General features: G+C 58.1%; 21 protein-coding genes. 8 read left to right on the top strand and 13 right to left on the bottom strand.

The window, feature by feature from the left end:
• Nucleotides 1-229: 229 nt before the first annotated feature.
• Both HMPREF0908_RS06380 and panF read left to right on the top strand, forming a co-directional pair.
• Nucleotides 230-490 (top strand): DUF997 family protein, encoded by a 261-nt coding sequence (locus HMPREF0908_RS06380; RefSeq protein WP_040572555.1) that lies wholly within the window; start codon nucleotides 230-232, stop codon nucleotides 488-490.
• On the top strand, nucleotides 487-1,938 hold the full coding sequence (gene panF / locus HMPREF0908_RS06375; protein WP_006690638.1) for a sodium/pantothenate symporter: 1,452 nt from the start codon (nucleotides 487-489) through the stop codon (nucleotides 1,936-1,938). Before HMPREF0908_RS06380 ends, panF begins: the two co-directional genes overlap by 4 nt.
• Nucleotides 1,939-2,106: 168 nt before the next feature.
• On the opposite strand, the gene HMPREF0908_RS06370 is transcribed toward panF, so the two are convergent.
• From HMPREF0908_RS06370 to HMPREF0908_RS06345, 6 genes are all read right to left on the bottom strand, one after another.
• Nucleotides 2,107-3,399, bottom strand: a complete 1,293-nt coding sequence (locus HMPREF0908_RS06370) for a glutathionylspermidine synthase family protein (protein ID WP_006690637.1) — start codon at nucleotides 3,397-3,399, stop codon at nucleotides 2,107-2,109.
• Nucleotides 3,396-3,983 (bottom strand): hypothetical protein, encoded by a 588-nt coding sequence (locus tag HMPREF0908_RS06365; RefSeq protein ID WP_006690636.1) that lies wholly within the window; start codon nucleotides 3,981-3,983, stop codon nucleotides 3,396-3,398. Before HMPREF0908_RS06365 ends, HMPREF0908_RS06370 begins: the two co-directional genes overlap by 4 nt.
• Nucleotides 3,984-3,994: 11 nt before the next feature.
• Complete coding sequence (locus HMPREF0908_RS06360) at nucleotides 3,995-4,426, bottom strand: DUF350 domain-containing protein (RefSeq protein ID WP_040572554.1); 432 nt, start codon at nucleotides 4,424-4,426, stop codon at nucleotides 3,995-3,997.
• 45 nt (nucleotides 4,427-4,471) lie between these two features.
• Nucleotides 4,472-5,662, bottom strand: a complete 1,191-nt coding sequence (locus tag HMPREF0908_RS06355) for a DUF4178 domain-containing protein (RefSeq protein WP_006690634.1) — start codon at nucleotides 5,660-5,662, stop codon at nucleotides 4,472-4,474.
• A gap of 143 nt (nucleotides 5,663-5,805) precedes the next feature.
• Nucleotides 5,806-6,117 carry an AzlD domain-containing protein gene (locus HMPREF0908_RS06350; protein ID WP_040572553.1) on the bottom strand — a complete coding sequence of 104 codons (312 nt, stop codon included), beginning with the start codon at nucleotides 6,115-6,117 and terminating at the stop codon, nucleotides 5,806-5,808.
• Complete coding sequence (locus tag HMPREF0908_RS06345) at nucleotides 6,110-6,850, bottom strand: AzlC family ABC transporter permease (RefSeq protein WP_006690632.1); 741 nt, start codon at nucleotides 6,848-6,850, stop codon at nucleotides 6,110-6,112. Before HMPREF0908_RS06345 ends, HMPREF0908_RS06350 begins: the two co-directional genes overlap by 8 nt.
• 178 nt (nucleotides 6,851-7,028) lie before the next feature.
• Here HMPREF0908_RS06345 and HMPREF0908_RS06340 point away from each other — a divergent pair, with 178 nt between their 5' ends.
• From HMPREF0908_RS06340 to HMPREF0908_RS06325, 4 genes are all read left to right on the top strand, one after another.
• Complete coding sequence (locus HMPREF0908_RS06340; RefSeq protein ID WP_040572552.1) at nucleotides 7,029-7,400, top strand: hypothetical protein; 372 nt, start codon at nucleotides 7,029-7,031, stop codon at nucleotides 7,398-7,400.
• Nucleotides 7,401-7,433: 33 nt separating this feature from the next.
• Nucleotides 7,434-8,093: an N-acetylmuramoyl-L-alanine amidase gene (locus HMPREF0908_RS06335; RefSeq protein WP_006690630.1), complete on the top strand. Its 660-nt coding sequence runs from the start codon at nucleotides 7,434-7,436 to the stop codon at nucleotides 8,091-8,093.
• A 45-nt stretch (nucleotides 8,094-8,138) separates the two neighbouring features.
• Complete coding sequence (locus HMPREF0908_RS06330) at nucleotides 8,139-9,083, top strand: serine hydrolase (RefSeq protein ID WP_245522924.1); 945 nt, start codon at nucleotides 8,139-8,141, stop codon at nucleotides 9,081-9,083.
• An 80-nt stretch (nucleotides 9,084-9,163) separates the two neighbouring features.
• Nucleotides 9,164-10,948, top strand: a complete 1,785-nt coding sequence (locus HMPREF0908_RS06325) for a hypothetical protein (protein WP_006690628.1) — start codon at nucleotides 9,164-9,166, stop codon at nucleotides 10,946-10,948.
• Between the two features lie 119 nt (nucleotides 10,949-11,067).
• Here HMPREF0908_RS06325 and HMPREF0908_RS06320 read toward each other — a convergent pair whose 3' ends face one another.
• The 5 genes from HMPREF0908_RS06320 to HMPREF0908_RS06305 form a co-directional block, all read right to left on the bottom strand.
• The gene (locus HMPREF0908_RS06320) at nucleotides 11,068-13,731 is read right to left on the bottom strand and encodes a heavy metal translocating P-type ATPase (RefSeq protein WP_006690627.1); all 2,664 of its coding nucleotides are present in this window, start codon (nucleotides 13,729-13,731) and stop codon (nucleotides 11,068-11,070) included.
• A gap of 114 nt (nucleotides 13,732-13,845) precedes the next feature.
• Nucleotides 13,846-14,319 (bottom strand): DUF4303 domain-containing protein, encoded by a 474-nt coding sequence (locus HMPREF0908_RS06315; RefSeq protein ID WP_006690626.1) that lies wholly within the window; start codon nucleotides 14,317-14,319, stop codon nucleotides 13,846-13,848.
• A 114-nt stretch (nucleotides 14,320-14,433) separates the two neighbouring features.
• Nucleotides 14,434-14,715, bottom strand: a complete 282-nt coding sequence (locus HMPREF0908_RS06310) for a GNAT family N-acetyltransferase (protein ID WP_006690625.1) — start codon at nucleotides 14,713-14,715, stop codon at nucleotides 14,434-14,436.
• Nucleotides 14,716-14,730: 15 nt separating this feature from the next.
• On the bottom strand, nucleotides 14,731-14,895 hold the full coding sequence (locus HMPREF0908_RS11030; RefSeq protein WP_006690624.1) for a hypothetical protein: 165 nt from the start codon (nucleotides 14,893-14,895) through the stop codon (nucleotides 14,731-14,733).
• A gap of 126 nt (nucleotides 14,896-15,021) precedes the next feature.
• Entirely contained in the window at nucleotides 15,022-16,344 is a 1,323-nt protein-coding gene (locus HMPREF0908_RS06305; RefSeq protein ID WP_040572550.1) for an S-layer homology domain-containing protein, read from the bottom strand.
• Nucleotides 16,345-16,612: 268 nt separating this feature from the next.
• Between HMPREF0908_RS06305 and dpaL the strand changes: the two genes are divergently transcribed.
• Together dpaL and HMPREF0908_RS06295 are read left to right on the top strand one after the other, a co-directional pair.
• Nucleotides 16,613-17,812, top strand: a complete 1,200-nt coding sequence (dpaL, locus tag HMPREF0908_RS06300) for a diaminopropionate ammonia-lyase (protein WP_040572549.1) — start codon at nucleotides 16,613-16,615, stop codon at nucleotides 17,810-17,812.
• 84 nt (nucleotides 17,813-17,896) lie between these two features.
• The gene (locus HMPREF0908_RS06295) at nucleotides 17,897-18,436 is read left to right on the top strand and encodes a hypothetical protein (RefSeq protein WP_006690621.1); all 540 of its coding nucleotides are present in this window, start codon (nucleotides 17,897-17,899) and stop codon (nucleotides 18,434-18,436) included.
• A gap of 111 nt (nucleotides 18,437-18,547) precedes the next feature.
• On the opposite strand, the gene HMPREF0908_RS06290 is transcribed toward HMPREF0908_RS06295, so the two are convergent.
• Nucleotides 18,548-19,054: a DUF4411 family protein gene (locus tag HMPREF0908_RS06290; RefSeq protein ID WP_245522923.1), complete on the bottom strand. Its 507-nt coding sequence runs from the start codon at nucleotides 19,052-19,054 to the stop codon at nucleotides 18,548-18,550.
• 1 nt (nucleotide 19,055) lies between these two features.
• On the bottom strand, nucleotides 19,056-20,213 hold the full coding sequence (locus HMPREF0908_RS06285; RefSeq protein ID WP_006690619.1) for an ImmA/IrrE family metallo-endopeptidase: 1,158 nt from the start codon (nucleotides 20,211-20,213) through the stop codon (nucleotides 19,056-19,058).
• Nucleotides 20,214-20,247 lie beyond the last annotated feature (34 nt).

The raw sequence follows: 20,247 nt of genomic DNA, 5'->3' as shown, positions 1-20,247 counted from the left end.
CGTGGGAGCGTGTTTGCGCCGCTCCATACGATGCGCAGAAGGGCTTTAAGGAATCGCTGATAAAATAGAGCCTCAGATTGGCGTAGATTTTTGTTCGGACGAGAGACCCCAATCGGACGCATCGCTAAAGCGATGTGGAGGATTTGCAGGGATTGAGCGGGCAAGAAAGATGCGTCAAGAGACGCGCGCTGAATTTATCCGTGCTTCCTTAGTATCAAGGAGGTTCATCATGCAGGATGAAAAATGGGCAGACGCCATCAGCCGTGAGGCGAGGCGTACTGCGGCGGTGGGCGTGCTCTTTGCGCTCATCTGGATCATGCTCGGATTCGGGCTGTCTGCCGTCTCCGTGACGGTACTGGGACTGCCGCTCTGGGCGGTTGCGTCGTCGGTCGGCGTGCTCGTCACGGGCGCGGTGCTCGCCGTCTGTCTCGCACATACGGCGGAGGATATTCCCCTCGACGATGAGGCGGGAGAGGGGGGGGCGCGATGAGCGGGAATCTCATGGTACTCCTGCCGCTCCTCGGCTTTATGGCGGGGATGCTCGCGCTCGGTTTCTATGTGCGGCGGCAGAGTGCGGCGGGCGGCTTCCTCTCAACCTACTTCGTCGGCGGGCAGTCGCTCGGCGGCTTCGTGCTCGCGATGACGATGGTCGCGACCTACAGCTCGGTCAGTTCCTTCGTCGGCGGTCCCGGCATGGCGTATGAGATCGGTTTCGGCTGGATCTACATGGCGGTCATCCAGACCATGACCATCTTCCTTGTGCTCGGGATCTTCGGGACGCGTGTTGCACGGCTCGCACGGCGGATTCACGCCGTCACCATCGTGGACATCATCCGTCACCGCTATCGGTCGGATGCGCTCGCGGCAGTCGCGGCGTTCGTGATCGTGCTCTTTTTCGCTGCCTCGATGGTCGCGCAGTTCGTGGGCGGGGCGCAGCTCTTCGCCGCAGTGACGGGCTACTCCTATGAGCTGGGGCTCGTGCTCTTCGGCATCGTGGTTGTCATCTACACCTCGATCGGCGGGTTCCGTGCGGTTGCGCTCACCGACACCTGCTGTGCGATCGTGATGATGCTCGGCATCGTCCTGCTGTTCTACTACGTCCTCGCGGCGGGCGGCGGATTCGCAGCGATTCTGGAACAGCTGCGCACGGCGCATCCCGCGATGCTGACCCCAACGGCGGAGGGACGCATGCCCATCTCGCTCTATGTCTCGCAGTGGCTGCTCGTGGGGGCACTCACCATCGCCCTGCCGCAGTCCGTCGTGCGCGGCATCAGCTATCGCAGCAGCCGTGATATGCACCGCGCCATGATCATCGGGACGGTGGTCATCGCCTTTATGAACATCGCCGTCAATCTCGTCGGCGTGCTCGGGCGCGGCGTGCTCGGCGTGGAGGCAAAGGCACTTGGTGGCGTCGACAGCGTGATCCCGCAGCTCATGGCGCACGTCATGCCGCCGGAGCTGCTCGGCTTTGCGATCATCGGGCCGCTCGCCGCCTCCATCTCAACCATCTCGGGCGTACTCATCGTTGCGTCCTCCGCCGTGGTGAAGGACGTCTACCTCCACCACGCACAGAAGCACGGCAGGGACGTTCCCGAGGAGCGTCTGCGCCGTCTCTCCATGGGGGTCACTGCCGTGCTCGGCGTGATCGTCTTTCTCCTGGCGGTGTCGCCGCCGTCGCTCATCTGGCTCATCAATATGTTCGCGTTCGGTGGCCTAGAGACGGCGTTCTTCTGGGTGCTCGTCTTCGGCCTCTTTACGCGCTGGGCCAACCGCACGGGCGCACTCGCCGCGATGGCGGGCGGCACGGTCATCTACTGCGCGGCAATGGCACTCGGGATCAAACCGCTCGGCCTGCATCCGATCTCTGTCGGCATCACCGCCTCCCTTGTCCTCTTCCTCGCGGGGAGCTATGTGGGGCGGCACAGCGAGCGCACTTGACAGGACTTTGTGGGTAGAATATAATAGGGATAGAAAAAGAGTGACTGACGCGTGGGAACGTCGGTCTCTCCCTAAAGTCTTTGTACTTGAAGAAAGAACCGCTGCGAACCACAGGCGGTTCTTTTTTGATCGAAAAGGGGAATAGGCGAGTTGCCTATTCCCCTTTTGCTATGCGATGACCAATGGTACGAAGAATGCCTCTGTCCCCGCGATCTCCTCGGGGGAGAACCGTGCGCCCACGGCGGACGGGGCGCCGAAGAGCATGAAGCACGAGAGCGTCAGACAGCCCGTGAGGCTGCCAGAGTCGACCGTATGCGTAAAGCACGGCTGACGGACGAAGTCCTGATACATTGCCTTCTTGCTCGCGCGGCAGATGATCTCCTCGGGGCTGTCGGGCTGCCGCTCGTAGACCATCTCTTCGCGCCCGCCGCGCTTCTCGACGAGGCGGACGTTCTTCCCCTCGCGTCCCCAAATCTCCTTGCGGATGTAGGTGCCGTCCCGCAGCGCATCGAAATCGTCCTCGAAATAGGACGGCGTGAGGTAACGCTCCACCAGCGCACATTCCTCGGGCGTCAAGAGCTGCCCCGTGCATGCGAGCGCGTAGACCAGTGCCATAAAGGACTTGTTTTGCAGGAGAATCGCCTCGGGCGGATTCATCATGGCAAAACTGCCTGCGCGGTAGAGATCGAGGAACATCGTCCCGAGCGGTGCATCATCCTCCGTGCGTTCGTCCACGAGAATCTCCATTGGATGCAGGCGGTAGAGTGCTGATGCATAGGCGTTGTCGTCCAGCGGAATGCCGTGCGCGTCGATCGCGAGATCATAGAACGAGAGAAAGCGGATGTCGCCGTGGGGGACGCCCTCCTGCATGAGCCGCATGAGGTAGAGCGTCGTCCCGAGATCCTCGGGATAGTCGTCGAACGCAGAGAAGACGAACGGCCGCCGCGTGAGCGCGCGCCGCCCGAGATCGGCGAGGGGGGAGGAGAGACGGTTGTGTACCTCCGTGAGGAAGCCGCGCAGCTGCGCCTCCGCCCCCGCGTTCGGATCGCGGCGTCCGTTGTATGCGGCGGCGACGCCGTTCGCGTAGAAGGACTCGATGACGAAGCACGGCGTATCGGCGTTGATCTCCACCATGTGCAGCTGCTGCGCCTCGTCGAGTACGAAGTCGAACCGCGAGAGCCACGTCGGCAGATGAAAGGCGTTCACCGTGTGCAGATAGGGCAGGATCTCGCGCGGCATATCCATCGCGCGTGCGAAGTCGTTCGGTGCACGCTGGAGCACCTCGGCGGCCTTGCAGAAGACGCGGAACAGCCCGGCCGATGCCGTGCGCATCTCCTCATAGAATGATGCCGGGAACGCCTGCACTGTATGCGTAGGATAGCGATCTGGATAGTCGGCGTATTGAATAAAAGGGAAAATCGAAGGATCGAGCTGATCAATATAGGTGGCTGGATGCATCATGATGCTCCCGAGGAGGAGCGGATGCCTGCCCGTCCAAAGCCGGACTGCTTGCTGATGTCCTTGATGCGGCGGCTCTTGTTCCGCTCATAGTTGTCGTTGTCGCTGTTTCCTCCGCGACCGCCGCCGCTATTGATGACCGTCGTGTGATGATGCCGGCCCGACCGTACGGGGATGGCCTCGGGCAACGGTGTGAGCGCCCCGTCGATGCGGTAGGTCATCTGTGCGAGCTCCATGTGACCGCCGGGGTAGGAGAACCCGTGAAAGGCGAAATAGTTTGCCGCCAGAGGAGCGATCATGCTCGCCGTGCCGTACAGCCAGACGAGATCACCGCCCTCGTCGCGCCGGAAGGTCACCGCCGTATCGTTGTCGTAGAGCACGGTCTCCGTGCCGTCGCCGTTGTTGAGGAGGCTGCAGCGGCGGTCGAGATCATCCGTGAGCCGTGCCTCGCCCTCATTCCATTCGGGATGTACGATGTCACATATTTTATATATAATGTCGTTACGATAGTAATAGCCTGCCCCAAGAGCACCGACGGCCGCGACGGCAGCGGCGAGGATGGCAGCCTTGCGTCCCATATTTTCCATGCGTCCGCTCCTTAGTGCACTGCTCCGCTGATGACGAGGGAGAGCCCGACGAATACGCCAAAGAGGAAGATGCCCGCTGCCATGTTGCCGCGCATGATCTGCTCGGCGAGTGCGTACTTTCGATGCCACATCTTGATGATGAAGAAGCCGAGAACGAAGAACACGATGCCGACCGCCGCGTAGACGATGCTGAGCAAGACGCCCTGCAGGAAGTCGGGCGGGACAGCATCGTAGGCGGGGGAGAGGATCACGGCGCGCAGGATCTGCCCGATGCCGATGAAGGAGCCGGCGGAGAGCCATGCGACGGCACAGTTGCCGCGCTTGATCTCAGCGGCGAAATCGCCGGGGACGAAGAAATCCATGATCGTATTGGAGACGATCATCAGCAGGATGCCAAAGAGCGCATAGAACGCGGTGAGCAAGAGGGTGGACAGATCAATCATAGCGTTTCTCCTATCGTCAGTGGACTGCATATTATCAGCGATTCCCTAATGTGCGAGATGCAGGGATGGCTTTACCGCTCTCCCATCGGACGCCGCCTGCATTTTCTCAACCCATTCGGCTCGTGTCATGATAGATGACTTGTCCTGTGCCGCTGCCGCATCAGAGGGCGCAGCTGTGGACGCAGGGGCGGCGGGGGCGGCAGGCGGCGTTTTCGGCGGCGGTGCATAGATGGATCGTGGGAGCGGCAGGGGGGCCTCATTCGGGCCGGGCTCGACAACACCGCGGCGGCCGGTCTCACTCCACCCGCGCACCGTCTCGGCATAGTGGCCGAGCGTGCGGGCGGTCACCGACGCCACGCGATCTGCGGGAAGCGGCGCGTGTGAGACGACAATGCGCGCCTTCCCCTCGCCATCATCGGAGATCTGCAGGTTCTCTTTCTCCGCGCGGAGGAAAATCAGCTGCTGCGGCGCATCCGTGTCACTCTCGGCGATCTCATCCACGTACCCGCCCAGCCCCTCGATGAGATCGAGGGCAGCGGCGTTCTTGTCGATACTGGCACGGTAGACCTGAGCATCCCCCTCCGCCGGCTCCTCCGTGTAGTATGGCGCATCCGAGAGGCGCTCATGAAGTGCATACGGGAAACCGAACGTGCGGCGTATGTCGTGGATGGAGTTGATGTCCAGGTCAACATCCAGCATGATGACGACGAGAAATATGGTCACCCCCCATACGGCACTGCTGGAGAACAGCTTGCTTAGGATGGCCTTCTGTTTCTTGGTCAGGAACCCATGGCGCTTTTGGGGGCCGGGGTCAAAGGATTGAATCAGATGTGCATCGATTCTCACCCCGCGCGACCCGTATTTTGACCCGTCCCAGTCCTCAAGGAAGAAGTATTGATTGTCGTCAATCTCGTACTGCTCGTAGGCCGCACAATCGCCGTACGAGGCCTCTGTGTCGCCGAGTGCGCTCGTGACGACCTCGATCCCCGCATCGATCAGACGGTAGGACTTCGCCGGCACGACACGCGCGACGGGGGTGGAGAGCGTGCACTCCGCGCCGTCCGCGCTGATGCTCAGCCACATGCGCGCCTCGCTGTCCTTGTCCTCCTCCAGGGTGAGCCCGTACTCCGTCCATGTGTCGCTCCCATTCTGCTCGCGGTAGCAGATCTTTTCCACGATGATGTAGCGTACCCCGCCGATGATGATGCCGGACCAGCAGTCAAACTCGATGGACATCCCTCGCCTCCTTTCTCCTGATACAGCTTCTCGTTCATCAGTTTATCAGCGATTTCTTAAAATAAATGAAATTTTATAAAATCTCTTTTATTGAAGGGCTCCAATGTCTCTAAGATGGCCGTGTCGAATGTATCAGGGCTTCCCTAAAATCCGATCACAAGCCCCTCGACCACAAAGACCATGATGCTCGCCCCCGCCGCACAGCGAAAGAGACTCGCGCCGTTCCACGCGAGAAAGAGGGCAAAGACGAACGCCGCACCGCCCGCCAGAGGGGTGCGCGTCGCGAGCACGATGGCGGGGAAGGTCATGACGGCGAGCGTCACGTAGGGGACGTAGAACAGGAACGAGCGGACGAAACGGCTCTTGATCTCACTGCGCAGGACGAGCGGCGGGATGAGGCGGATGGCGAGGGTCACGATGCTCATGACCGCGATGTAGATCCATACGTCACGCATCGGCATCCTCCTTCTGCTCCGTGATGGGGAACAGCCACGCGCCGACGCCCGCGATGAGCAGCGTCAGGATGATCGTGCGCGTGCCGCCCGAGAGCTCACACGTGATGGGGGCATACGTCGCCGCAAGCGAGAGCGCGAAGCTCACACCGACCATCCCCGCGATGGGACGGCTCCTCTTTGCGGGCGGGAGGATCACCCAGACGAACATCCCATAGAGCGCGACCGAGAGCGCGGAGAGTGCCGCCGCCGGCAGAATACCGCCTGCGAGGATGCCCGCCGACGTGCCGATCGCCCAGGCGGGGACGGCAATCGCCATTGCGCCATAGTTATAGTAGGGATTGACCATGCCGCCGCGCGCCACCGTGATGCCGAAGATCTCGTCGGACACGCCGAAACTCACAGCGAGGCGGTGGAGGAGGGGCGTCTCGGGTGCAAACCGCTGCGTGAGCGCCGCCGACATGAGGAAGTAGCGCGCATTCGCGACGAGGGTCAGCACCGCGATCTCAAGATAGGGCGCCTGCGCCGCAATCACCGTAAAGCCTGCGTACTCGCCCGCCGACGCGAGATTGACAAAACTCGTGAGAAAGCCCTGCCACGGCGTCAGCCCCGCCGTCTTGGCGAGAATCCCGAGCGTAAACGCCACGACGAAATAGCCGAGTGCAATCGGCACACCGTCATGCACCCCCGCGAGAAAAACCGCGCGCCGTGACGCGCCGATGCCCTGCTCCATCATATCACCTTGCTCATGACTGTCATTTGATTCTCTTATTGTAAGATAAATCACGCCATTTGTAAATCGTCAGAAAGAATGACTCATCGGTAAAAAACATGAAGGAGATTCTGGCTATTCTGTCGAATTCTAATCCTAAACATATAGATACTTATGCAACTCTATGATTGGAGGGGTTCAGATGTGGAAGAAGACACTGCTGCTGACCTGCTTGTTCCTTGTTGCTGCCGCCGTTCCATGTGGTGCGCGCAATCTCATTTGGTGCTACTCGGATGACATACGAACAGTCTATTTCGACAAAGACGAAACATGGCGTATACGCGGAGAACTCGTCCACACCCTCTACGTGATTCGGCGTACGGATGGGTCGCGATTGGAGTGTGTCAGCAATTTTGATGCCTATCGCAATGAGTATGAGCTCTTTCAGTATGATATGGACGCCGACGGAAATGAACGTTTTATCGATCGGCGCGGCAATGTCTTTCGCGTCGAGAAGTCGAACGCCCCAATCTATGAACTCTATCGAAAACTGCTCAGTTATTACCCCATCTAGGGCTTCAGCAGCGCTTTTTCACGGGAGGATCGTATGAATCTGAACAACATCATGGCAGTGCTTGTGTTCACCGTGCTGCTCTTGCTTGGACGAGAGGCAAAATTATGCGCACAGGAACCGCCGCCGATGGTGGACCAGCCCGTTGTGTACTCGGAGGAGCGGGCAGAACTCACACGGGAATACGCCGCACTTCACTATGGCATGCCGATGGATACGATTATACCGCAGGCGGTCGTCGTTCATTGGACGGCGGGCGACACGTGGGAGTCCGCATATTGGCATTTCTACGCTGCGGCGGCACAGGACGGGACGATGAACTATGCGGCACACTTTCTCGTTGACCGTGACGGGACGATTTTCCGACTCCTGCCGGAGACGGCAATGGCACGGCATATCATCGGCTACAACTGGTGCAGCATCGGCATTGAGAACGTCGGCGGGGTAGGCGGAGTGGAGGATCTGACGGAGGAGCAGCTCGCAGCGAATGCCGCGCTGATCCGCTATCTCCATGCAAAATATCCGACGATTGCCTATGTATTTGGCCACTACCAGCAGGATACAGCGCGGGACAGCGGGCTCTACATCGAACATGTGGCGGGATATCGATCGATCAAGTCAGATCCGGGCCCACAGTTCATGGGAGCATTGCGCCGTTGTCTGGAGGGCGATGGTCTGATCTTTTATCCGGAGTAATCGGCGTGTGTGCGCATATTGCTGCTCTGCGGAGGAATGAAGTTTATGAAACGATTGGTGATCGTCAGCGCCGTACTCCTGCTGATTGCAGGGGGGGCATGGGGCTGTTATTCTGCTCCGCTGGAGGATGGGGGCGGAGATGCTTCAGTACGGGCGGAGGGGCAGCCCGTCAATGAGCCTCCTCCCGGAGAGATCATGCAGTCCTCGGCAGAACAGCGTTCCAACGAGGCCCTTGGAGAGGCCATCGAAGCTCTGTCACGTGCCGACAGCACGCGGTACTCCGTCTATGCAGATTACCCACAGGAAAATCGGCAGCCATACATTTATCAATCCGAATCGATGCGCTCTGCCAGCATGATTAAAGTCTTTATCCTTGGCACAGCCATGGAGCAGGTTCGGGATGGACGGCTTTCTCTCGCGCAGACACTGACTCTGCGCGCAGCAGACAAGGTCGGCGGGGCGGGAGTCCTGTCAGGATATGCGGATGGTTCGGAGCTGTCCTTGGACACCGTGCTCCGCCTGATGATTACGGAGAGCGACAATACAGCGACCAACATGATGATCGATCTGCTTGGGATGGAGGAGATCAACGCCTACATCACCCGAAACGGGTATACGGACACGATCCTTCAGCGGAAAATGATGGACACACAGGCTGCTGCTGAGGGATGGGAGAACTATACCTCTGTTTCTGATCTGGGACGCTTTTTCCGCAGACTGTACGACCATGCGTGTGTCAGTACCGAGCTGGATGAACGGATGCTGGACTATCTCAAGGGACAGACCGATACAGAATGCTTCCCTGCGGCATTGCCTTATGCAGTGATCGCCCACAAGACGGGTGAACTCGTCGGGCTTTATGACGACGGGGGAATTATCTATGCTGATGGACACGACGTTATTTTGGTGGTCATGACGGAGAACTACTCCGGCAGAGAGCGGGCAATCCGCACCATCCGCAGAATGGCGCAGTGTGCCGTAGAGAATTAAGGAATCGCGGCGTAATGCAGTACAGTCATCGGATGGACTGCATTTGATCGAGGATTCCTTAGAAAGATGGAGGAAATGTTATGTACAAGAGAATGTGTAAGCTCCTATTCATTCTGGCGGCCGTGCTGTGTCTCGCACTGCTGACTGCCTGCAGCGGCCCTGCGGCGGGGAAAAGTGATGCTGTGGGATTCGATGTCATTCGGGAGCCGGGGTATTACCAGGAGGTCATCATGCAGCCGAATGGAGAGTTCCTCGCGCGCTACAAGGTGGATGATGCACAGGCCGCATCATCCGGTCAGGTCTACAAGGTCGACTTCAATGCAGACAAGAAGCTGGAGAAGATCACGGCCATGTTCGGCGGCGATGCGATCAATACGCAGTGGAGAGATACGCTGGACCGCGGTTTTTCCTTTGCTGCAGTGACGATGGAGTATCAGGACGGCTATATAAAGTATAACTTCAAAAATGCGCGCATGGCAGCAACGATGGGCTACTATGGTGCGTACGCGATTCGCTACAAAATCGATGAGGAGAAGAAGACCCATAAAGTCGCATATTTCTACAATAAAAAAGGCGAGCAGGCAAATACGTCCATTGGCTGTGCTCAGCTGCTGCTCTCGTATGACGACAAGGGGAATCTCGTCAAGGTCGGCTATGCCAACACGAATGGTGAGCGTGTCACGACCGTGAATAAAGACTATGAGACGCGGTTCAAGTACGACAAGAGCAAGAAGCCGATCGAGGTCGCGAACTATGGGAAAGACGACTCTCTGATGGTGGACATCACCGGTATTGCAAAGACCACCTACAAGACAGACGACAAGGGAAGAGTCGTCGAGGCACGCCATTTTGGTGCAGATGAGGCACTGAAGGAAAAGAACACGCCCAAACTGCATACCAATCGAGCACTCAATGCAGTGAGTGCCGGAGCCATAACGAAATATAGTTATGACGGCGACAACATGATGCCGAGCAAGATTGCGTTCTATGGCAAAGATGAACAGCCGTTGGGCATCAAGGCGTGGGGAAATATTGCTTCCTATAAGTTCAAATACAACAAAAACCGCCAGGTCTCCGAGATCAGTGCCTATGGGGCGGATGACAGCCCCATGCCGCTCGATCGGGATACGTTCGGCGATAACGTGGTCAAAGTCGTGCTGAGTTATGATGACCATGGAAACTTTGTCAAGATGGACTTCTACGGCAAGGAAGACAACATGGTCGTCGCATCAAAGCTCAACGCAGCAGAGTGCCGCCTGAAATATGATGATAAGCGCCGCGAAACGGAGGAAGCATACTTCGGAACCGGTGAAGATCCGATCAACGTCAACGAAGGCGGGCGCGTGTATCATCGTGTTGTCCATGAGTACAATGATGATGATGAGCGTACGCTGAATATTTACTACGACAAGGACGGCAATGAGGTCGCGCGTGAGACGCCGGCGGAGACCTCGGCGAAGGCGGTCGCTAACAGCTCTGCTCCGACCGGCAATGATGTGTCTTCCTATATTGCCGCGAAGAACCAGTACGATCAGGAAATTGCAGGACTGGCGAAAGACATCAATGCCTATCTTTCGGCCAATCGGAATTTCGCCAAGGCGGACGGACTCATTCGCCGCGCGGAGGTTATCTCACAGAAAGTCCAGCAGGCAAGAAATAGTGTGAATGCGGCACAGATCTCCAATGGCGCACTTAAAACACGCCTTCTGGAGGTGTTTGATGCGGAACTTGGGCGCATCAATGGACTGCGGGATGGGATGAAGGCCTCCCGTGCCGGCGGTGATTATCAGCCGGGCTTCAAGCGCGGGACGGATGCAGCCTATCGATTTGATGATGTGAACGCCTCGCTGGAAAAAATGCTCTGAGGATGACGTCCGTCACGGAAGCTTGGCGAGCGCTGTCTTGGCAGTGCGTATCATAGAAAAACGGTCATGCGGAGATGTTCCCGCATGACCGTTTATTTTCTTGTGTATGTCCTCTGCGATCAGCCCAGTTCGTAGCCCGCGTCGTCGAGGACAGCAGCGTACTCGCTGTCGGGGATGTCACGGCTCGTCTTAAAGCTCGCCGTGCCCGCCTCAAGGCTGACGGCGACGTCCGTGACGCCGTCCATGCCGCTGAGTGCTTTCGTGACGTGCTTGACGCAGTGCGGGCAGGTCATGCCCTTGACGTGAATGGTCTTTTCCATGATGGTTGTTTCCTTTCTGTCGGCGGCAGGTTCTGCCGCGCGGTTGGTGATGGATGCGGACGGTGCGTCCGGCGTGCCGTCGCTGTCGATGGGGGTAATACTCGGTGCACTGGGGGCGCTCTCCGCGCGCTCTGCCGTCTCCTTCGTGATGGAGAAAAAGCGCAGGCGCAGGGCATTCAGCACGACGCAGATGCTCGACAGGCTCATCGCCGCCGCCCCGATCATGGGCGAGAGCTTGATGCCGAATGCGGGGTAGAGCACGCCCGCCGCGAGCGGGATGCCGATGACGTTGTAGAAGAACGCCCAGAAGAGGTTCTCCTTGATATTGCGCATGACACTGCGCGACAGGCGGATCGCACTGACCGCATCGAGGAGGTCGCTCCGTACGAGGACGGCGTCCGCGCTCTCGATGGCGACATCCGTACCCGCGCCGATGGCGATGCCAAGATCCGCCTGCACGAGGGCGGGCGCATCATTCACACCGTCGCCGATCATGGCGACGCGGTGTCCCTCAGACTGCAGTCTCTTGACGTGCTCCTGCTTATCCTTTGGCAGGACACCGGCGATCACCTCTGTGATGCCGAGCTGATTGGCAATCGTGCGCGCCGTGCGTGCGTCGTCGCCCGTGAGCATGACGGGGGTGAGCCCCATCGCCTTCATCTGGGCGATCGCCGCCGCGCTCGTCGGCTTTTCTGCGTCGCGGACGCCGAGGAGCCCAACGATCTGTCCCGCACGGACAACGATGAGTGCCGTCTCGCCGCGCCACGCCATCTCGGCACGCACCGTCTCGATGGCGGGCGGCAGGGCGATGCCGAGCTCCGCGAGGAGCGCCGCATTGCCCGCCGCGCAGTCCGCACCGTCCACGCGGGCGCGCACGCCCTTGCCGAATACGGCGTGAAAATCCGCTGCGGCAGGGATGCTCTGCCCCTGCGCCGCCGCGTACGCCGTGATCGCCGCCGCGATGGGGTGCTCGCTGCCAGCCTCAAGGGCGGCGGCGAGTGCCGTCAGCTCGTCCGCTGTGATGCCGATGGGGCGGATACTCGTGAGCTGCGGACGCCCCTCGGTGAGCGTTCCTGTCTTGTCCATGAGGACAGTGTCGATGCCGCCCGCCGTTTCAAGTGCCGTGCCCGACTTGATGAGGATGCCGTGCGCCGCCCCGCGCCCCGTGCCGACCATGATCGCGACGGGAGTCGCGAGTCCGAGCGCACATGGGCAGGAGATGACGAGAATGGAGATCGTGATGGAGAACGCGAACTCAAGGCTCGCGCCCATCATTAGCCAGATGCCGCCCGCGAGGAGGGCGATGGCGATAACCACGGGGACGAATACCCCCGCGACACGATCCGCCAGACGTGCGATCGGCGCCTTTGACCCGCCCGCCTCGTCCACGAGACGGATGAGCTGGCGGATGGTCGTATCCTCGCCGACGCGCGTCGCGGTGAATCGGATCGTCCCCTCGATGTTCTGCGTGCCCGAGGTGACCGTATCCCCTGCCGCCTTGCTGACGGGCATCGACTCCCCTGTGACGGCGGACTCATCGACGCTCGTCGTGCCCTCCGTGACCGTGCCGTCGACGGGAATGCGTGCGCCGGGACGCACGACGAGCGTATCGCCCGCAGCGAGCGAGCTGACGGGAACGGTCAGCTCCACCCCGTCGAGGAGAACGGTCGCCTCCTGCGGTGCGAGCTTCATCAGCGCGCGCAGGGCGTCCGTCGTCTGCCCCTTGGCGCGCGCCTCCAGATATTTCCCGACCGTGATGAGAGTGACGATCATGCCCGCCGATTCAAAGTAGAGATTCGTACCGTACTCCGCGGTGAGGGCGAGGTCGCCGTGCCCCAGACCGTAGCTCATGCGCAGCATCGCAAATGCGCCGAAGAGGGCAGACGCCATCGATCCGATGCCGACGAGGCTGTCCATGTTCGGCGCACCGTGAAGGAGATTGCGAAAACCGTTGACATAGTATGTACGATTGACATACATGATCGGCAGAATGAGCAGAAATTGTACGAGCGCAAAGGTCAGCGCATTCTCCGCACCCCAGAAGATATCAATAAAGGCGGGCGCGTAGGGGATGCCCCATGCCGCGAACGTGTGGCTCATCGAGACGGCGACGGTCGGCACGAGAAAGAGGATAGAGATGAGGAGACGCGTGCGCATCGCGCGGATGGCTCTGCCCGCCGCGTCGTCCTCCGTGTTTCCTTCCTGCGGTGCAGCGGCCTGCGCCGCCTGTGCCGTCTGCGCAGCGGATGCACCCTTGACACTCGCGCCGTAGCCCGCCTCCTCCACCGCCGCGATGATGGCGGCGGGGCTCGTGACGTTCTCGTCATAGGTGAGACTCATACGATTTGTGAGGAGATTGACGGAGACATCCGCCGTTCCTGTCATTTTCGCCACCGTACGCTCGACCCGCGCCGAGCACGCCGAACAGGTCATGCCTGTGATATTGAATCGTTCCTTTCGCATTCGATCCCCTTCCTGTGATAAGTATTTTCTCCATTATATAATTACTGTCAAGTGATAACTGTCCCAGTATTTTGGAGAGATGTTTGCGTACGGATGCGGATAGTGTCCGGCAATTCAGCGGGGGCGAGCCAGCGCATCGGCAGGATCCTCGTCGTGGTCAATGCAGTATGACACAAAATCCTCTGTTTTCGGTATGTTTTGGAACGTATCTGTTTGGCGGAAATCCGCTAAAATCTCCTCGCACAGTCGGCGCATATCGGCGCATTGCTTCTCCATGTTGTCCTGATAGAGCGCGATGAGTTCATCTTCGTCGAACAGTTCTGCCTCTGCGATATCCGTATACATCCAGTCGCCGGGGTTGTAGCGCAGGTTCGCGACGGCAGACGCATCCGTGCGATCGCTCTCGCCACCCTCTTGGTATTCCAGCAGCGTCTTTTGGAACGCCTCCTCGGTGTTCATCCCGACAAGAAACTCTGCATACTCTGTATTGCAGTCAAACGCCAGCGCGTAAAATCTCTCCCGGGGATGTACGTGGAGAAACTCCTCCATCGCGGCAGAAATCTGCGCGACAAGATCCTTTTTATTCATGCGGCACATCACTTTCTGGGGAATTACTGATAAAATGAAATTCGTCAAATTGGCGTAGATTTTTCGCCGAAGTGCGGACAAAAAAGATGTGTCAAGATGGCGCAGCTGAATTTATCAGTGCTTCTCTAGGACGTCTCGATAGGCGTCCTTTCTCTGCAGCATCATCTTCGCAGCGTAGGAGCAGACGGGGACGATCTTCCTGCCTTCGCGGCGTGCCGCCGCGATGATCTCCTCGATCAGACGGCGGGCGATGCCCTGTCCCCCGTAGGCGGGATCGACCTCCGTATGCGGGATGACCCAGCGGCCGCCCCTCTCCTCGATGACGGCATAGCCGATGCAGGAGGCTCCGTCGTACGCCGCACAGCGGCTGCGCTCTTTTTCAAATACAATGTTCATGGGGAATTCCTTCCTTCATATACTGCGCAACAAAGGCGGCAATATCTTCCCGCGCATGCAGCGCTGTTTTGCACCGTCTGTCATGACAATGCCATACTCCTCCCTGCGGTTCGGAGCAGAGAGCATCTCCTGCGGCAGGAGGGCGGCGGTGAGCAGAGCTGCGGCGAAGAAGTGCATCATGGGGACGGGATCGTGTATCTATCTCCTTTCTATCGTTATAGCGCAGAATTGGGTACGGGTCAAGAGGCGTGCGAAAAGCCTCCCCCGTCATCACGGAAGAGGCTTTTTGACATCGAAGAAGTCTGGTTAGAACAAGAATTCAACACGGCCGAAAAATTTATTTTGCTTGAGGTCGCTCTGCGGCCCCGGGTGATTGGAGAAGATCGTCTTGCCGCGGAAATAGACGAGCGATGCGATGACGTTTCGTGCAGGCGTATACTGCCCGCCGAATTCCCAGCCTTTCTTGTTCCACGGCACACCGTCGAAGGTCGGCGTGAGTACGCCTGCCCCACCGAGATAGCGGTAGGCGGCGTAGATACCGAATGAGCCGGGATCATCCGCATTTGCTCCCTTGTAGCCGAGTTCGACGTTGTAGGCCTTCAGATGTTCCTTCTTGATGTCTGTGGATTCGTGGCTGTGCGTCTTCCAATAACCGCCCGAGAGATAAAGCGTCTGTATCGGACGGTAGGTCATACCGATGCCGTAGAGACTCAGCGGATCGTTCAGATGGATCGTGTCGCGGATGAATGCCGTGTTGGTGAGGCGCATATAGTCGGCGCCCACGTGGAACTTCTCCGAAGGATCCCAGTTGAGGTTGAGCAGCTGCATGCTGACTGCGGTGCCGCCGGTGTAGCCGTTGGCAACGGCTTCTTTGACCTCATCTCCCCACGCGCTGTGTTCGAGGTTGTAGCGTCCTGCGAAAAGTGTTGCCGAAACTGCTTTTCCCGTACCGAGTGTCACCGATGCACCCGAAGCATCATCATCGAAGAGAACGCCCTGCTCGGTGAAGAGCGGCTGCTTGCCGAGGCGGACCACGGTTGGGCCGTATGTACCCTCGGCATAGGCGCGTTTGAGGGTGATCTTATCGTCGTGGTCGTCATCGTGGTTGTCGGTCTTGAAATTCGTCGCGGCATCGAGACGAGCCTTGACCGTCCAATGACGATTTACCTCTGCGCTCGGGTCGAGACGAAAGAGCAGTTCGTTGTTTGTCTTGCGAGGTTCGTAGATGTTCTTGCTTACGCGTTCGTACGTGTAGCGCAGTTCCCCGTTCCACTTCACCATATCGGCATTGCGTTCAAGTTCGCTGACGCGTACACCGAGACTGTTGAGTTCATCCGCAAACTCAACCGACAATCGGTCCACAAGCGCGCGGTCCGAGGCGGACAGGTCGCCCTTTGCCATCGCCTTGGCGACCATCTGCGCCATCTCGTAGCGCGTGATATTGCGGTCGCCGCGGAACGTGCCGTCGCCGTAGCCCTCAACCACCCCGTCATTGGCGAGCTGCGTTACGGCATCGTATGCCCAGTGGTCACGCGGCACATCGCTGAACGGATTCGCTGCCGCGAACGTTGTTCCTGCCGCCCCGACGACGAGAGCCGACGCGAGTGCGGACACCAGAGTTTTCGTCATTGAAAATTCCTCCTTCGTGATCGTCGCGAACATGCGCCGTCCGTCTGCGTTTCCCATCGGTGAAATGGTATCTGTGACCGTTGACACATGATTTCGCACAGTAATGGAATCGATTCTTATTATACATAAAAAAAAAGGGGGGGGGTCAAGCGAATATTCGAAATATAGAGAATAAAAAATATAAGCCTGATTTTTATTATCACACCGAATAAAGTATGTTATAATGATAAAAAATACAGAGCTATGCGAATTGACGGAGGGGAATCGTATGAACGAGTCAATCAAGGCGGCACATCTCACGCATGATGCAGCGCCGCAGGCAGATCTCACGCCCTACAGTGCAGAGGCAGCGGCGCGTGTGGAGGCGTTTCATCGGACACTGCCGACGTACGAGCCAACGCCGCTCGCCGACCTCAGGCATCTCGCAAAGTCGCTCGGGCTGGCGCGGGTCGCCGTGAAGGATGAGAGCAAGCGGTTCGGGCTGAATGCGTTCAAGGGGCTCGGCGCGAGCTATGCCGTCGCGCGCAGTCTCGCGCAGTATCTTGGCATCCCCGCGGAGGAGATGACCTATGAGCGCCTGCGCGCACCGGAGTACCGTGAGCGGCTGCGCGGCGTCACCCTCGTCACGGCAACGGACGGCAACCACGGACGCGGTGTGGCGTGGGCGGCAAAGCTCTTTGGGCTGTTTGCCCGTGTCTTTATGCCGATGGGCGGCTCCCCTGAGCGTCTGGCGAACATTCGCGGACTCGGTGCAGAGGCATCGTTTACCACCTACAACTATGATGATACCGTGCGCTATGCATCGCAGATGGCGCAGGAAAAGGGCTGGCTGCTCGTGCAGGACACGGCGTTCGACGGCTACACGGAGCGGCCGCAGTGGATCATGCAGGGCTACTCGACGCTTGCCCATGAGGCGATGGAGCAGTACGGAGAGATGCCGACGCATATCTTCCTGCAGGCGGGCGTCGGGTCGCTGCCGGGCGCGGTTACGGGATACTTTGCCGCGCACTATGGGGCGGAGCGTCCCGTCATCACCATCGTTGAGCCGAACCGTGCCGACTGCATCTATCGGACAGCAGCGGCAAACGACGGGAAATCGCACATCGTGACGGGGGAGATCAACTCCATCATGGCGGGGCTCTCGTGCGGCGAGCCGAATCCCCTCGCATGGGAAATCCTGCGGGACTATGCCGACCACTTCGTCTCCGTCCCCGAGTGGGTCGCGGCGAAGGGCATGCGCATCCTCGGCAACCCGCTGGATGACGACCTGCGCGTCGTCTCGGGCGAGAGCGGCGCCGTCACCACGGGACTCGTCGCCGAGCTCATGCAGAACGCAAGCCTCGACTACCTGCGCGACGCTATCGGCCTCACGAAGGACTCCCGCATCCTCTGCATCTCCACCGAGGGCGACACCGACCGCACGAATTACCGCCGCGTCGTCTGGGACGGGCTGTATCCGAGTTTTTGAGACGATATGCACGGCTTCGCCGCTGCGGCGGTGCATGAGGAACCGACTTGTGGTGGAATGGGCGCAGTGATCGGAGGTATCTGAATGACGGAAAATGAACACTATATTGCGGCACTGACCGTGAATGATGTGCCGTGGCACCGACTGACGACGACCTATGGGCGCGCAGCGGAGTTTCCTCGGTACTTTGCCGTGCTGGAGGCGATGGACGACCTTGCAGCGGTGGAGGATGCCCTCTGCGAACTGACCATCAACACGGAGCATCAGAGCACGCTCTGGCACGCAACGCCGTTTGCCATGATCTTTCTTGTGCGGATCTTTCGACGTGCCCGTGCCGCGCAGCCCGAGAACGAAATCGCTCGAATAATTGCAGAGCGGCTGCTCGAACACTTCCAGCTGATCGCAGAATGTGTCCGCATGGGGGAGGAGATGGAGCACGCCGAACCTCTGCCGCGCTTCTCCGATCTGCTTCGGGAGGAATATCTCTGGTCGGAGGTCTATGACGAGGAGGCGGACGAGCTGCGCTGGGAGGAGGATGATGTTTTCCCCGCAGAGCTCTTCTATAGCTTTTACTACTACTCTGCTCAGGTGCTTGCTTCGTGCGAGGGCGAACTCAAACAATAGCCCTCGGGCAGCGAGACGATGAATCGTATATAAAACGCGAAACCACCTCTGTACGACCAACGTGCAGAGGTGTTTATCATGGGACTGTGCGAGAGTAAAATGCAGATTTTATCATAGGATAAAGGATTCGTTTCGCATCATATTAAATAGTGATGTGTATGGTACTTGGAAATGGTGTGCGACATCGGGAAGTTTCGGATTGTTCGAGCGCGTTGTTATGCGACCTGCTGACTGCTCGAAGCTCAGGAGCGTATAGCCATATACTTTGGCGGCAGCAATCAGCCACGGGTCAGCAACATTTTCTCGTGACCAGAGACGAAGCGCGGTTTCGCTGTATTGATTGCTTTGCTGAATGAAGCTCAGAACAGCTCTATACATCTGAATGATTTGTATCTCCTGCGTCGACAGGATACATTCGTTCGGAAGATCACTTATCCATGCAGAGAGTTCGTCCGTTCCCTTTAGAATTTCATCTCGCACCTTGTCCAGAACGGCTATTTTATCCAGTGAAATTTTAGGACGCAGTTGCTGCCAAAAAGATGGGGCGAAATCAAATGGATAGTACGCACGGGCAGGGCGTATCAGGCTATTGGCATCGATGAGGTATTTTTTGCTCAACTCAAATGCCTCCCATCCGCTCAAGTACACCTTTGTAGGTTCTGCGATTGGTTGCTGTCAGTCGGTAGGCATCCGTATCCTGCGTGTTGCCCTGAATCACACTCCGTTCAAGGGCGGCGAGGAAACGATGATCGAGGTTCGAGAGCAGCGTGTTGTAGAAATCTCCGCCACTACTTTTCTTTTTTTGTGCCTTTGCATGCTCGAAGCGCTCCTTTTGCAGAGCAAGCATACGCGTATATACATCCTGTGGTATTCTTTTCATCTCATAGGCGCGCCGCAGAATTACGGCTTCACTGCATCGGAAATGACGTGCGGCCCGTTCTATCATATCTTCAACAGGAATGGACGACGCCCATACTTCAGAAAAATCTACTACAGGGACGAGCAGTTCTGCTGCAACGGCGTTGCACTTCTGTTCGAGCAAACTTACGTGTTCATCCGACCATTCTGGGTTGTTGAAGAGGCTGTTTTTGCCGAGCCATACATGAACCGTTTCGTGTAGGAGAGAGAAGAGACGTCCGTTTGCTGTGTCTGTTGTGTTTATAAAGATGAGTGGCGCATGGGTATCAATCAGGGTAAACGCACGAAACTCCTTCACATCGAGTGGACGATGTGTATTTGCTCCGATCTTTCCACCCGTAAAGATGAGAAGTCCATGCTGTGCGAGTGTACTGCGGAGGCGATTGAAATTATCTTCCGCATTTTTTCCCCCTCTGTACCAGTTCGTTTTGAGTGCAAGATCATCTCGTATCCGTTGTGCAATCTCACTCGTGGAATCGCGGAGGCTGCAACTCCCGATAAAAGTAGCGGCGTCCGATTGTTCCCGTTTGAGGTCATCCCTCATCCAATCCTGAATTGCCGTCATCTGATCCAAAATGTCGATGAGCTCACGGCTCGGCTTTTGATGTTTTTTACTCCCAACCGTGCGATATTCGGCAAGCGCAATATCCTCGTCAGGCGGTGTCTGTAAAAGGAAATAGCCGAATGGAATACGTGTCTTCCTGCTCATCGCTTCCAGCTGTTTCAGCGTAGGCTGCTTCTCGCCGGTCTTCCATGCGTTCAGCTGGTCGAGCGCATCAGGGGTGACCTGATCTTCATGGATGTTCTGCATAATCCAGTCGATCACAGGTGCATGAACCGGTACGGTAACTCCCGCCATACGGCTCACCTCCTTTTGTTCATTTCTTTTATGA

This window comes from Centipeda flueggei ATCC 43531, from assembly GCF_000160695.1.
Lineage (GTDB): Bacteria > Bacillota > Negativicutes > Selenomonadales > Selenomonadaceae > Centipeda > Centipeda flueggei.
The sequence above is the reverse complement of the archived record's forward strand: the minus strand, read 5'-3'. Positions and strand labels throughout refer to the sequence as shown.

Bases quoted from the DNA above. Each gene is read 5' to 3' on its own strand.
- HMPREF0908_RS06380 (WP_040572555.1), top strand. From the start codon at position 230: ATGCAGGATGAAAAATGGGCAGACGCCATCAGCCGTGAGGCGAGGCGT.
- panF (WP_006690638.1), top strand. From the start codon at position 487: ATGAGCGGGAATCTCATGGTACTCCTGCCGCTCCTCGGCTTTATGGCG.
- HMPREF0908_RS06370 (WP_006690637.1), bottom strand. From the start codon at position 3,399: ATGATGCATCCAGCCACCTATATTGATCAGCTCGATCCTTCGATTTTC.
- HMPREF0908_RS06365 (WP_006690636.1), bottom strand. From the start codon at position 3,983: ATGGAAAATATGGGACGCAAGGCTGCCATCCTCGCCGCTGCCGTCGCG.
- HMPREF0908_RS06360 (WP_040572554.1), bottom strand. From the start codon at position 4,426: ATGATTGATCTGTCCACCCTCTTGCTCACCGCGTTCTATGCGCTCTTT.
- HMPREF0908_RS06355 (WP_006690634.1), bottom strand. From the start codon at position 5,662: ATGTCCATCGAGTTTGACTGCTGGTCCGGCATCATCATCGGCGGGGTA.
- HMPREF0908_RS06350 (WP_040572553.1), bottom strand. From the start codon at position 6,117: ATGCGTGACGTATGGATCTACATCGCGGTCATGAGCATCGTGACCCTC.
- HMPREF0908_RS06345 (WP_006690632.1), bottom strand. From the start codon at position 6,850: ATGATGGAGCAGGGCATCGGCGCGTCACGGCGCGCGGTTTTTCTCGCG.
- HMPREF0908_RS06340 (WP_040572552.1), top strand. From the start codon at position 7,029: ATGTGGAAGAAGACACTGCTGCTGACCTGCTTGTTCCTTGTTGCTGCC.
- HMPREF0908_RS06335 (WP_006690630.1), top strand. From the start codon at position 7,434: ATGAATCTGAACAACATCATGGCAGTGCTTGTGTTCACCGTGCTGCTC.
- HMPREF0908_RS06330 (WP_245522924.1), top strand. From the start codon at position 8,139: ATGAAACGATTGGTGATCGTCAGCGCCGTACTCCTGCTGATTGCAGGG.
- HMPREF0908_RS06325 (WP_006690628.1), top strand. From the start codon at position 9,164: ATGTACAAGAGAATGTGTAAGCTCCTATTCATTCTGGCGGCCGTGCTG.
- HMPREF0908_RS06320 (WP_006690627.1), bottom strand. From the start codon at position 13,731: ATGCGAAAGGAACGATTCAATATCACAGGCATGACCTGTTCGGCGTGC.
- HMPREF0908_RS06315 (WP_006690626.1), bottom strand. From the start codon at position 14,319: ATGAATAAAAAGGATCTTGTCGCGCAGATTTCTGCCGCGATGGAGGAG.
- HMPREF0908_RS06310 (WP_006690625.1), bottom strand. From the start codon at position 14,715: ATGAACATTGTATTTGAAAAAGAGCGCAGCCGCTGTGCGGCGTACGAC.
- HMPREF0908_RS11030 (WP_006690624.1), bottom strand. From the start codon at position 14,895: ATGATGCACTTCTTCGCCGCAGCTCTGCTCACCGCCGCCCTCCTGCCG.
- HMPREF0908_RS06305 (WP_040572550.1), bottom strand. From the start codon at position 16,344: ATGACGAAAACTCTGGTGTCCGCACTCGCGTCGGCTCTCGTCGTCGGG.
- dpaL (WP_040572549.1), top strand. From the start codon at position 16,613: ATGAACGAGTCAATCAAGGCGGCACATCTCACGCATGATGCAGCGCCG.
- HMPREF0908_RS06295 (WP_006690621.1), top strand. From the start codon at position 17,897: ATGACGGAAAATGAACACTATATTGCGGCACTGACCGTGAATGATGTG.
- HMPREF0908_RS06285 (WP_006690619.1), bottom strand. From the start codon at position 20,213: ATGGCGGGAGTTACCGTACCGGTTCATGCACCTGTGATCGACTGGATT.